Raw genomic sequence first — 11,013 nt, 5'->3', positions numbered from 1 at the left:
CGGTGGTGCCATCCGCGGGCGGCGTGGCGCGGGGCTTCACGCTCTCACAGCCAGCGCCCGCGCCCAGGACGAGCGCGGCGCACAGCAGGAGGGGCCGGGAGGAGGAATGGGAACGGATGCATCGCATGCGGTGGGCCTCGGGAGGGGCGTCACGGGATGCGCCCCCTCGCAGGCCGCTTGATACACCGGGCCCGGGGCGAGGCCAGCGCGGAGTTCCTGCTCATGCGTGGGGCCAACGTGCTTTTCTCGACACGCATGGGGAATGGTTCGTGGGTGGATGGAACAGGGCGACACGTCCTGCTGCTGGCTTCGCTCCTGGCGATGGGCTGCGCGGCGACACCCGGGGCCCCCGAGGAAGGAGAGGCCTTCGGCTTCCTTCCTTCAGGCACCGCCATCTGGGCAGGAGGACCGTGGCCCGCGATCCAACCCTCCGAGGATGTCGATGCGGTCATTGATCAACTCTGCCCCCAGATCATGAAGCTGCCCCGGGCCACGCTCCAGGACTACGGACAGGAGTACTGCGGAGCGCTCTACACGGTGGGTGACGGGCGCTACTACGCAAGCCATCCCTCGCCCCTGGGAAGCCGGGAGCCGCTGGGCCCGCAGCGCCGCAAGGCCTGCTACCCGCCCCGCACGGTCCGCGATGCAAGAGGCAGGGCCACGCTCATCGCGGACTTCCACAGCCATCCCTGGGCACCGTCGAGCATGTCTCCCCGGGACCGGGAGGCTCGCAACCAGCTCTGGCTCATCCGGATCCAGTTCGACACCCGCTGTACCATCCAGAAACTGGTGCCCCATCTGGATGAAGACCGCCCCGGTGAGTTGTTCGTGCGCGAAGGCTCCCGTTGGCGAAGGATTGGCCTCATCCTGCAGGACGACAAAGCTTCAGGTCGCGTTACGGCACTGTCCGACGAATGAGCTCCTCTTGCGCAACCTGCCTCCTCGTGGAGTCCCGATGAAACGGTGGTGCCTGTTGCTGTGGGCTTTGTCGCTGGGGGCCTGTGCGCCGCGCAATGAGCGGATCCACTTCGTTCCGAGCGAGGAGGCGGCATGGTTCAAGTTTCCCCATGTGCTGCCAGAGGCGGGAGGACAGTCGCTCCCAGGCGCGACGGCCCTCGCCATCCAACTGGTGATGGATGATGTGCTTCCCCGGGAGAGGACTCCGGCCGGAAGCGCATCCCCGCAGGAGGTCTGCTTGTTCCAGCGGCAGTCCTACGACATCGAAGCCGCGCCGGGACCCGAGGGAGTGGTCTGGGTTCGCGTCTCGTTGAGTCCGGGCGCCTGCACGCGGGGCGGGCCCTTGCCCAACGACGCCGGCTCCTTCTCCTATGCCGTGGACGTGAAGCAGCGCCGCATCCTGGCCGCGAGGTGGCCATGAACCCTCGTCACCCTGTCGGTTTCTGGTTCGCATGGGTGCTGGGGCTGGGGCTCCAAGCGTGCGTTCCTGCACATCGCATCGTGCCTCATGCGTCCCAGGCTGAAGCGGACCGCGTCGAGTTTCCCCAGCTCGAGCTTCCCGAAGCGGGACGCGTCCGCCTGGACGGCAACGTCGCCGCCGCCATCCAGTTGGCGATGGAGGACTTCCTTCCGTGGGATGCCCACCGGAAACCCGTCGCGGACCGTGCACCCTGTCTGGACCAGTGGGAGTCCTATGACGTGACCACCGCGGTCCTGCCGGAGAGTGTATTGCTCGTCCGCTTCGAGCCCAATCTCGAGCGCTGTGCTTCCGGGCAACAGTTCGTCGAGCTCGTGACCTACGCCATCGAGGTGCGGACGATGGGCATCCTCTCCATCGAGTCCCACCCCCGGCTCCTGCCGAGGCCTCCGGTTCAAGGTGTTACTCCACCGTGATCTCCCGGTAGACCACGTCACTGGGGCCCAGTCGGTTCACGGTGTCGACGAAGCGCTCGGAGACGACGATGCGGGTCGTCTCCTCCACGCCGAAGAGGTCCAGTCCCGTGGGCACGGACTCGCCCAGCAGCCAGCGCTTGGGGGGAAGCGTGAAGCCGTGGCGCCCGCAGAACGGGCACGTGGGCTCCCGGTCGTAGATGCATGCGGGATGCAGCTTCGCCAGGGGCCGTGCTTCCAGTTCGTAGAGGGCCTGCTCCTTCGTGCGACGGGTGCGCAGCTCCGCCCGGACCGGGATGATGCCTTGTAGTCCCGAGCTTTGAAGCAGGTCGCGCGCGTCCTCCCGCACGAGGACCTGCCATGAAGGCCAGACGGTCACGGGACCGAAGTGACCGTGTGCTGTTCCCACCAGGGGACCCAACCTGCATCCCGGCTCAAGGGGAAGCGCAGGTGGCACGAACGGACGCACCAGGGCTACGCGGCGTGCCACCTCTTCTGGAGCCTGTGGCCATATCTCGGCAAGTGAATCGTTGTCCGGCAGGCTGGACAGGTCCACCGAGGGATAGGCCTGCATTCCTCCCCAGGCTTCACAGCGGGGACAGAGCTGGCTCGGCACATACCATTTGCGCTTGGCGCGGTACGTCCCGCTCCATTGGCCCGAATTGGGGTCGCCCAGCACGGCCAGTTCGAAGTAGCGCACCCGTCAGTCCTCCACTGGCATCGGCATGAGGTCCACCTGCTGCCAATACGTCATCGTCAAACCAAAGAGGCCATGTTTCTGGATCATCAGGAAGGCCTGATCGAAATGCTGGTTCCTGAGGGCTGTCGCTCCAGGGCCTTCAATGTATGTTTGCCATTCCTGATTCCACGGTCCGCCGTTCTTCCCACGGTGGATGCGCTTGTGGACGTCGACATCCACGGCCAGCACGTACTGGTGGATGTCGATCCTCTTGCTGTCGAAGTGCTCCTTGAACGCCTGCGGGAAGATGTGGTGCCGCTCCTTGGGCCGCTTCGCCCATTCTTCCATCGCGCGCTCCCGCCGCACCTGACTGGGCAGCTTCTCGCGCGGATGCCAGCGGAACACCATGACGGGCCGTGTGTCGTCCGGAAGTCCCTGGGCGCTGCCCCAGTTGCGCTGTGGCCCGCTCCCCGGTGCCACGAACACCGGAGGCGCCAGCGCGCCTCGCGTGCGCACCACGCGGTCCGGCTCCAGGTCCTCGCACCGGAACAGCGCGCAGGCCTCGTCCGTGCACAGCGGCGCGAGGCACTGGTCCTCCCCGCTGTCTTCACACGCCTGTTCGGTCTCCGCCTCCGCCCAGAAAGCTTCGGGAGAAAACGACGTGACCGGCGCCGTCGAGGCACAGCCGCACCACAGGGCCACGAACAACCACGACAGCCAACGCATGAAGCCCCCGGGAAGGACCCACCCTGGACCATGGCAGGGTTTCCATCCACACCCCCAGTGGAAGCCCCTACCCCGGCACTGCTAGACCTCCCTCCGGTCCCCTTCCCGGAGTCCCACGCATGCCGTCGCCCCTGTCCATCCGCCGCGTCGTCCTCTACAAACACGGCGTCGGCTACTTCGAGCGCCGGGGGAAGGTGACGGGCAGCGAGACCGCGCACCTGGACTTCAAGGCGCGCGACATGAACGACGTGCTCAAGTCCATGACCGTGCTGGACCTGTCCGGCGGCTCCGTCTCCGCCGTGAGCTACGACTCCACCAAGCCCCTGGAACAGCTCCTCTCCGAAGCCACCATCCGCATCCCCGAACACGGCAGCCTCACCGCGCTGCTCGGCCAGGTGAAGGGCGCCCGCGTTCGCGCGCGTGTCGGCGGCGGTCAGGTGGAGGGCGTCATCGTCGGCATGGAGTCCTTCCCCGTCGTCCAAGGAGAAGCGAGCGTCATCCGCCCCTTCCTCACGCTGCTGCTCGGCGGCGCCCTGCGCACCTTCGACGTGCTGGAGCTGGGCGAGCTGGAGTTCCTCGACGAGGCCGTGCGCAAGGATCTGGAGTTCTACCTGGCCACCGTCATGTCCTCGTACAAGAAGGACTCCAAGCGGCTGTCCATCCTCACCGCCGGAGAGGGCACGCGCGAGCTGTTCGTCAGCTACGTGCTGGAGTCCCCCGTGTGGAAGACCAGCTACCGCATCCTCCTGGATGAGGCCCGGCCGCCGCTCCTCCAGGGCTGGGCGCTCGTGGACAACACCGGCGACGAGGACTGGGTGGACGTGGAGCTGTCGCTCATCGCCGGGCTCCCCGTGTCCTTCGTCCATGACCTCTACAACCCCCGCTACCAGCGACGCCCCGTCGTGGAGGTGCGCTCGGAGGCCGGCGTCGCGCCCGTGATTCCCGAGGAGGCCCTGGCCGATGCGGCGTACGAATCCGAAGCGGAGGTCGCGGACGACGGCGACTTCGGCAGCTCGGGCGCGGCCCCCAGCCTCAGCATGATGCCCATGGCCGCCGCCCCGGCCCCCGCCTTCCGCAAGAGGAGCGCCATTGGTGGCAGAGGCGGCATGCGCGAGACGCTGGAGCAGAGCACCGCGGTGAAGACCGTGACCAAGGAGGTGGGCGACCTCTTCGAGTACGGCGTGGACCGCCCCGTGACGGTGCACCGCAACCAGAGCGCGCTCGTCCCCATCCTGCACCGCCCCTTCGAGGGCCGCCGCGTGCTGCTCTACAACCGCGCCACCCGCGAGAAGAACCCGATGGCGTGCATCGAGTTCAAGAACACCACCGGCCTCACGCTGGAGGGCGGTCCCGTCACCGTCACCGAGGACGAGACCTACGTGGGCGAGGCGATGCTCGACACCCTCAAGCCCGACGACGTGCGCTTCGTCCCCTACGCCGTGGAGCTCTCCTGCGTCGTGTCCCTGGAGGACCACCAGGACGAAGGCCCGGTGTTCCGCGCGCGGATCAACCACGGCACCCTGATGGTCGAGTTCTTCCACCAGCGCCGCCTGCAGTACACCGTGCGCAACAAGGCGAAGCGTCCGCAGACGCTCTACGTGGAGCACCCGCGCACCGGCTGGGAGCTGATGAAGGACGCGCCCGCCCCCGCGGAGACCACGGACGGCTTCTGGCGCTTCAAGCGCGAGCTGGCCCCGGGCGCCTCCGACACCCTCGTCGTCACCGAGCGCACCCGGGGCGTGCGCCAGTACCACATCGGCAACCTGGGGTTGGACGAGGTGGCGTTCTTCCTCGACTCGCGCTTCATCGACGCGCGCGTCGCCCAGACGCTGCGCGACGTGGTGGCCCTGCGCGAGAAGCTGTCCCAGCTCGACCGCGACACCCAGCGGCTGTCCGAGGAGCGCGAACAGCTCTTCAAGGACCAGGAGCGGATCCGCTCGAACATCGACTCGCTCAAGAGCGGCGCTTCGCAGCGGGAGCTGGTGGAGCGCTTCGTCACCAAGCTCAACGCGCAGGAAGACCGGCTGGAGACCATCGCGCGGGAGCTGGAGCGACTGGAGCAGGAGCGCGCCCGCCTGCAGGCGGACGTCAACCAGCGCATCCAGTCGCTCAGCTACGAGACGGAGCTGTAGGCCCGCGCCTCGCTACGGCGCGGCCGCGCGGAACACCTCGCGGCCCGCCACCACCGTCAGGCGCACCTGCGCGGTGAGCAGGTCCGTGGCGGGCCCGTCCACCGGGTCCACCGACAGCGCCACGAAGTCCGCGTCCTGGCCCGGCTTCAGCCGGCCACGCTTGTCCTCCGCGAACGACGCGTAGGCCGCGCCCACCGTGAAGCCCTCCAGCGCCTCCTCGCCGCTCAGGCGCTGGTCCGGCTGCCACCCGCCCGGCGGCTGGCCGCTGGCGTCCTGCCGCGTGCGCGCCGCGTACAGCCCCGCGAGCACGTCCGGCCGCTCCACCGGGAAGTCACTGCCCATCGCCAGCACCGCGCCCGCGGCCTTCAGCTTCTGCCACGCGTAGGCGCCCTGGACGCGCTCCGGGCCCAGGCGGTCCTGCGCCCAGGGCATGTCGCTGGTGGCGTGCGTGGGCTGCACGCTCGCCACGAAGCCGTTCGCGCCCAGCCGGGTGATGTCCTCCGGCCGCATCACCTGCGCGTGCTCCACGCGGTGGCGCCCGTCCTTCTTCCCCGTGGCCTCCATCTCGCGCAGCAGCGTGTCCAGCACCAGCGTGTTGGCGCGGTCGCCAATCGCATGCGTGGCCACCTGGAAGCCGCGCGCGATGAAGGCGTGCACGCGCTTCGAGTACTCCTCCGGGCTCAGCACGAGCAGGCCCTGCTGGCCGGGCTCGTCGCTGTAGGCCGTGTGCAGCGCCGCGCCCCGGCTGCCCAGCGCGCCGTCCGTGAGCAGCTTCACCGCGCGCAGCGTCAGGAGCTTCCCCTGGAAGGGGCCGTCCTTCAGGTACTGCTCGCGGTCCGCCGTCTGCCCGTCCGCCATGGCGTAGATGCGCAGGGCCAGGTGGCCCTCCTTGTCCCACTGCTTCAGCAGCCGGAAGGTGCGCAGGTCCATGCCCGCGTCGTGCACGCCGGTGAGCCCCACGCGCGCGCAGTGCTCCAGCGCCGCGGTGAGCCGCGCCGCGTGCTGCGCGTCCGTGGGCGCGGGAATCACCCCGTTCATCAGGTCCATCGCGTTGTCGATGAGCACGCCGCTGGGCGTGCCATCCGGGAGGCGCACGATGATGCCGCCCGGAGGATTGGGCGTGTCGCGGGTGATCTTCGCGCGCCGCAGCGCCTCGCCGTTGAGCCACAGCGCGTGGCCGTCCACGCGGCCCAGCACCACGGGCTTGTCCTGGAGGCGCACGCCCATGTCCTGGAGGGTGGGGAAGCGCTTCTCCGCCCAGTCGTTCTGGTCCCAGCCCTGACCCATCAGCCAGTCACCCTGGTAGGCCGTGGGCGGTGCCTCTTCCAGCCGCTTGCGGACCTCGTCCAGGGACGCCGTGCCCTCCAGCCGCACGCCCGCGAGCGCCTGACCCAGCCCCGCCAGGTGGCCGTGCGAATCCGTGAGGCCCGGCACCACCGTCGCATCACCCAGGTCCACCACGCGCGCGGTGGGCCCGACCGCCGCGAGCACCTCCTCGCGGCTGCCCACCGCGAGCACCTGGCCATCCCGCACGGCGAGCGCCTGCGCGAGGGGCCGCGCGGCATCCAACGTGCGGATGCGCTTCGCCACGTACACCGTGGGAGCGCCGGAGACGACCTGCTCCGCGGCGGTCGCTTCCGGCACCCGGTGGGAACAGCCCGCGCCCACCACCAGGAGCAAGGCTCCCAAGGCCTGACCGAGACGTCTTCGCATCATCCGCGCACCCGCTCCTGGCAATCCGCCCCGGGCACCGGCCCGGGGCATCGCGCGGCACTCTGACGCACGCGCCGTGCGGCGGCCAGTCTTGGAATGCGGTGGGACTCAGTGCCTCACGCGCAGGGTGTACGTGTAGTCGATGGGAGCGCCGAAGGGAGCGAGGGCCCGCACGTTCACCACGTGCTCGCCGGGAGCGAGCTGGAGCATCAGCCACCAGCCATCCGTCACGCCGCGCTGCTCGCCGCCTACGAGACATGGGTCGGGGATCTTCCCCACGAGGCTGGGGTCGCCGTCGAAGGTGAAGAGGTCGCTCGTGTGGCGGTGGCGGCGCGGGTCGATGCGGTGGCCGTCCACGGTGACCACGAGGTTCTGCGTCCCATTGTTGAAGTCGAGGGCGCCCTGGCGGAGGAAGTCCTCCAGCGTCTGGCCCGGCGCCGGTTCGAAGGACGGATCCGGGCAGGGGTAGTCATTGATGATCACCCACAAGGGCACCAGCACGGGCCGGTTCTTCGGGACGCGGCAGGTGCGCTGGAACGTGGTGTCCAGGTCGTAGACGGGCACGAAGAAGACCGGGCCGTCCTGATCCTCGTCGCAGTCCTGCTCCAGGATCAGCATGGGGCTGCGATTCGCCGGCACGCGGAAGTGCCAGCGGTACCACTCCTTCGCCCACGCGGTGATGGGCCGGCCGAAGACGCGCGCCTGGGGCGGGAGGACCACGGCGCCGCGCGCTCCCAGCTCCGCTTCGTCCTGCTCCACGTCCTGCGCCGCCGGAGTGGCCGTGGGCTCAATCATTTCGCCTGGGAGCTCCTCTGGGGACGCGTCCTGCGCGCAGCCCGCGAGCCATCCCGTGAGCACCGCGACCGCGATGAGGTTGCCTCTCATGTGTGGATCCTCCTTGCTGCGAGAAGGCTCCAAACTAGAGAGGCGTGGGCGCCCCGTATTGTACGCGCTTGCGCTGTCCGCCCCCCGCGAGCGCCGCGGCCCGGTAGGCCCCGGGCGTCACGCCCAACGTGCGGCCGAAGTGCTTGATGAGGTGGCTCTGGTCCGTGAAGCCGCAGGCGAGCGCCACCTCCGCCATGGGCAGGGGCCCTGCCAGCAACACCTGCGCGCGGCGCAGCCGGAGGGCCCGCTGGTACACCTGGGGCGTCTGCCCGAACTGACGGTGGAACGCACGCACCAGGTGCCAGGGGCTGAGCCCCGCGATGCGACCGAGCTCCTCCAGCGTGATGTTGCGCGTGGGATCCGCCTCCAGCAGCTCGCGCGCCCGCCGCACGCCCGGGGTGCACGCGGTGGTCCGCCGTCCCCGCCGCGTCAGGCCCGCGTGGCGCCGCAGCAGCACCACCAGCAGTCCGAGCAGTCGCTCCTCCCGCTCCAGCCCCGAAGCCGCCCCGTCCTTCATCGCGTCGAACGTGGCGGTGAAGCCCTCCAGCAGCGCCGTGTCCTGGAACACGGGCGAGGCGAAGCCGGGCAGGGTCCCTGGGGGGGCGCCCACCTCCTCGGCCGCGCGGGTGAGCAGCGGGGGCGGGACGTAGAGGATGCGGTAGGCCCACCCGATGCTTGCATCCGCCGCGCGGCCCTCGTGCATCTCCCCGGGCGGGATGGCCAGGAGGCTGCCCGTCGTGGCCACCACCCGCTGCCCTTGCAGGTGCAGCGCGTGCGCGCCCGCGTCGTAGGCGCACAGGGAGAAGAGGTCATGGGAGTGCTTGGGAAAGGTCCAGCGCGTGTACGCCGCCCGGTGCAGCTCCAGTCCGGGCACCTCCGAGGGGACCCAGAAGCCATCGGCGGGCGGGTGGGGCGTGCCTCGCTTCTCGTGGCGCATCGCGGCGCTCCTCGGACGGGGCGATGTGTGTCCGGGTGTGGCGCATCCCCCTGGCGAGGACAACGCCCGCCGGGCGCGAACATATCGGGCGGTGATGGACAACCCGTGCATGGGAGCCCTCCAGGGCATATGGAACGGCGCGTGAGCACAGTCGGCCCCCGTGGCATCCTCTTCGACCTCGACGGCACGCTGGTGGATTCGCTGCCGGACATCATCGCCAGCTTCCTCCACGGCTTCGCGCACGTGGGGCTGCCGGTGCCTCCCGTGGCGGAGGTGCGGGCCCTCATCGGCCAGCCGCTGGACGTGATGTACAACCGCTTCGCGCCTGAACATGTGCCCGTCCTCTGCGCGACCTACCGCGAGCACTACCCGCAGAACTTCCTCAACCAGTCGCGGCCCTTCCCCGGCGTGGAGCGGGTGCTGCGGACCCTGCGCGAGCGGGGCTACCTGCTGGCCGTCGCCACCACCAAGCGCAGCGACATGGCGCGGCGCTTCGTGGACGCGCTGGGGCTGGGCAGCCTGCTGGACCACGTGCAGGGCACGGACGGCTTCCCGCACAAGCCCGCGCCGGACGTGCTCCACCGCGCGCTCGCGGCGCTGGGCACCGGAGGGCTGTGGATGGTGGGCGACACCACGCTGGACCTGCACGCGGGCCAGGCCGCGGGCCTGCGCACCTACGCCGTCACCTGGGGCACCCACTCCCAGGAGGAGCTGGCCAGCGCCACGCCGGACGAGCTCCAGCCCGACCTGGAGCGGCTCCTCGCCCACCTGCCACCGCTGGATGGCTAGTGCTGGGATTGCGGCTGGAGCCCCTGCACCTGCCGCACCTGCTGCCAGCTCGTGAGAGGCATTGACGGGAGCGTGAGCTGATCCAGCTCCCGCGGACCGATGAGCTGCACCACGTCCTTGCGGAAGAGCAGGTCCAACGCCCAGCCCAGCGACACCCGCACCTTCGTCTCCAGCCGTGGCAGCTTCGACAGGTAGATGGTGCGCCACAGGAACCACGCGAAGGTCCCGGAGAACTTCAGCCCCAGGATGCGCGCCACGCCCGAGCGACGGCCAATGGCGGCGAGCTGCCCCAGCATCCGGTAGCGGAACGCCTTGCCCGGCCGGCCCTTCAGCGCCGCGCACACGTTGCGCGCCACCACCTCGCCCTGGCGCAGCGCGTGCTGCGCGGTGGGAGGGCAGGGCCTGCCCCCGTTGGTGAGGTCCGGCACCGACGCGCAGTCACCCAGCGCCCACACGCCCGGGAAGCCGGGCACCTCCATGCGCTCGTTCACCTTGAGGCGTCCGCGCTCCTTCTCGCACGGCAGCGACGCCAGCAGCGACGGCGGCGTGACGCCCGCGGCCCACACCACCGTCTTCGTGGGCACCACCGTGCCGTCCGGCAGCACCACGCCGGCCTCCGTCACGTCCTGCACGTGGATGCCGGTGCGCACCTCCACGCCGTGCTCGATGAGCTTCCTGCGCGTGTACGCGCCCAGGTCCTCGCCCAGCTCCGGCAGCACCTCCTTGCCGCCGTGCACCAGCATCACGCGCACGTTGGCGTGCTGGATGTTCGGGTAGAAGGGCAGGGCGCCGTGGATGAAGTCGTTGATGGCGCCCGCGGTCTCCACGCCCGCGAAGCCGCCCCCCACCACCACGAAGGTGACGACGTGGTCGCGGCCGCCCGCCGTCATGCAGTCCGCGTCCGCCTCCTCCAGCCGGTCGATGAGGCAGTTGCGCAGGAGCATCGCGTCGCCCAGCGTCTTCATCGTCAGCGCGTGGTCGCGCGGCCCCGGCTTGCCGAAGAAGTTCGTCTCCGAGCCCATGGCCAGCACCACGGAGTCGTACGTCAGCGTGTGGCTGTGGCCGTCCAGTCCGCCGTGCGCCACCGTGGCCGTCTTCGCGTGGAGGTCCAGCCCGGTGAGGTCGCCCTCCACGAACGACAGGTGCGGCAGCAGCTTGCGCAGCGAGATGACGATGGCGCTCGCGTTGAGGTCGCTCGCCGCCACCTCGTGGAGCATGGGCGTGAAGAGGAAGTAGTTGTCGCGGCTGACGAGGGTCACCTCCACGTCGTCCCGCCGCCCCAGCCGCCGCTCCAGGTGCAGCGC

General features: G+C 69.9%; 11 protein-coding genes. 5 read left to right on the top strand and 6 right to left on the bottom strand.

Annotated elements, in window-relative coordinates; all coding sequences use genetic code 11:
* Nucleotides 1-156: 156 nt before the first annotated feature.
* Genes D7V93_RS27245 through D7V93_RS27235 form a run of 3 tightly spaced genes read left to right on the top strand, consistent with a single transcriptional unit; the run spans nt 157 to nt 1,851 of the window.
* Nucleotides 157-918 (top strand): hypothetical protein, encoded by a 762-nt coding sequence (locus D7V93_RS27245; RefSeq protein ID WP_244237536.1) that lies wholly within the window; start codon nt 157-159, stop codon nt 916-918.
* 37 nt (nt 919-955) lie between these two features.
* The gene (locus D7V93_RS27240; RefSeq protein ID WP_244237535.1) at nt 956-1,378 is read left to right on the top strand and encodes a hypothetical protein; all 423 of its coding nucleotides are present in this window, start codon (nt 956-958) and stop codon (nt 1,376-1,378) included.
* Nucleotides 1,375-1,851, top strand: a complete 477-nt coding sequence (locus D7V93_RS27235) for a hypothetical protein (protein WP_147451360.1) — start codon at nt 1,375-1,377, stop codon at nt 1,849-1,851. The genes D7V93_RS27240 and D7V93_RS27235 overlap by 4 nt, the downstream gene beginning before the upstream one ends.
* On the opposite strand, the gene sitI6 is transcribed toward D7V93_RS27235, so the two are convergent.
* Together sitI6 and sitA6 are read right to left on the bottom strand one after the other, a co-directional pair.
* Complete coding sequence (gene sitI6 / locus D7V93_RS27230; protein WP_372338351.1) at nt 1,838-2,527, bottom strand: SitI6 family double-CXXCG motif immunity protein; 690 nt, start codon at nt 2,525-2,527, stop codon at nt 1,838-1,840. The genes D7V93_RS27235 and sitI6 overlap by 14 nt on opposite strands.
* Before the next feature lie 24 nt (nt 2,528-2,551).
* The gene (gene sitA6 / locus D7V93_RS27225; protein WP_120646172.1) at nt 2,552-3,253 is read right to left on the bottom strand and encodes a SitA6 family polymorphic toxin lipoprotein; all 702 of its coding nucleotides are present in this window, start codon (nt 3,251-3,253) and stop codon (nt 2,552-2,554) included.
* Between the two features lie 119 nt (nt 3,254-3,372).
* Between sitA6 and D7V93_RS27220 the strand changes: the two genes are divergently transcribed.
* Complete coding sequence (locus tag D7V93_RS27220) at nt 3,373-5,385, top strand: hypothetical protein (protein WP_120646171.1); 2,013 nt, start codon at nt 3,373-3,375, stop codon at nt 5,383-5,385.
* Between the two features lie 12 nt (nt 5,386-5,397).
* On the opposite strand, the gene D7V93_RS27215 is transcribed toward D7V93_RS27220, so the two are convergent.
* From D7V93_RS27215 to D7V93_RS27205, 3 genes are all read right to left on the bottom strand, one after another.
* Nucleotides 5,398-7,098 (bottom strand): amidohydrolase, encoded by a 1,701-nt coding sequence (locus tag D7V93_RS27215; protein ID WP_208723167.1) that lies wholly within the window; start codon nt 7,096-7,098, stop codon nt 5,398-5,400.
* A 108-nt stretch (nt 7,099-7,206) separates the two neighbouring features.
* Nucleotides 7,207-7,983, bottom strand: a complete 777-nt coding sequence (locus D7V93_RS27210) for a hypothetical protein (RefSeq protein WP_120646169.1) — start codon at nt 7,981-7,983, stop codon at nt 7,207-7,209.
* A 34-nt stretch (nt 7,984-8,017) separates the two neighbouring features.
* Complete coding sequence (locus D7V93_RS27205; RefSeq protein WP_158623875.1) at nt 8,018-8,920, bottom strand: AraC family transcriptional regulator; 903 nt, start codon at nt 8,918-8,920, stop codon at nt 8,018-8,020.
* A 129-nt stretch (nt 8,921-9,049) separates the two neighbouring features.
* Here D7V93_RS27205 and D7V93_RS27200 point away from each other — a divergent pair, with 129 nt between their 5' ends.
* The gene (locus D7V93_RS27200; protein ID WP_120646167.1) at nt 9,050-9,709 is read left to right on the top strand and encodes an HAD family hydrolase; all 660 of its coding nucleotides are present in this window, start codon (nt 9,050-9,052) and stop codon (nt 9,707-9,709) included.
* On the opposite strand, the gene D7V93_RS27195 is transcribed toward D7V93_RS27200, so the two are convergent.
* Nucleotides 9,706-11,013 (bottom strand): NAD(P)/FAD-dependent oxidoreductase (locus tag D7V93_RS27195; protein WP_147451359.1); only part of this gene is annotated, 1,308 nt, incomplete at its 5' end. The two genes, D7V93_RS27200 and D7V93_RS27195, sit on opposite strands and share 4 nt — an antisense overlap.

It is taken from the genome of Corallococcus llansteffanensis (genome assembly GCF_003612055.1).
GTDB lineage: Bacteria > Myxococcota > Myxococcia > Myxococcales > Myxococcaceae > Corallococcus > Corallococcus llansteffanensis.
This window is presented reverse-complemented; position numbering and strand designations above follow the sequence as displayed.

What these genes read in the sequence shown, in the direction of transcription:
- D7V93_RS27245 (WP_244237536.1), top strand. Translation starts at nt 157, where the DNA reads ATGCGCCCCCTCGCAGGCCGCTTGATACACCGGGCCCGGGGCGAGGCC.
- D7V93_RS27240 (WP_244237535.1), top strand. Translation starts at nt 956, where the DNA reads ATGAAACGGTGGTGCCTGTTGCTGTGGGCTTTGTCGCTGGGGGCCTGT.
- D7V93_RS27235 (WP_147451360.1), top strand. Translation starts at nt 1,375, where the DNA reads ATGAACCCTCGTCACCCTGTCGGTTTCTGGTTCGCATGGGTGCTGGGG.
- sitA6 (WP_120646172.1), bottom strand. Translation starts at nt 3,253, where the DNA reads ATGCGTTGGCTGTCGTGGTTGTTCGTGGCCCTGTGGTGCGGCTGTGCC.
- D7V93_RS27220 (WP_120646171.1), top strand. Translation starts at nt 3,373, where the DNA reads ATGCCGTCGCCCCTGTCCATCCGCCGCGTCGTCCTCTACAAACACGGC.
- D7V93_RS27215 (WP_208723167.1), bottom strand. Translation starts at nt 7,098, where the DNA reads ATGCGAAGACGTCTCGGTCAGGCCTTGGGAGCCTTGCTCCTGGTGGTG.
- D7V93_RS27210 (WP_120646169.1), bottom strand. Translation starts at nt 7,983, where the DNA reads ATGAGAGGCAACCTCATCGCGGTCGCGGTGCTCACGGGATGGCTCGCG.
- D7V93_RS27205 (WP_158623875.1), bottom strand. Translation starts at nt 8,920, where the DNA reads ATGCGCCACGAGAAGCGAGGCACGCCCCACCCGCCCGCCGATGGCTTC.
- D7V93_RS27200 (WP_120646167.1), top strand. Translation starts at nt 9,050, where the DNA reads ATGGAACGGCGCGTGAGCACAGTCGGCCCCCGTGGCATCCTCTTCGAC.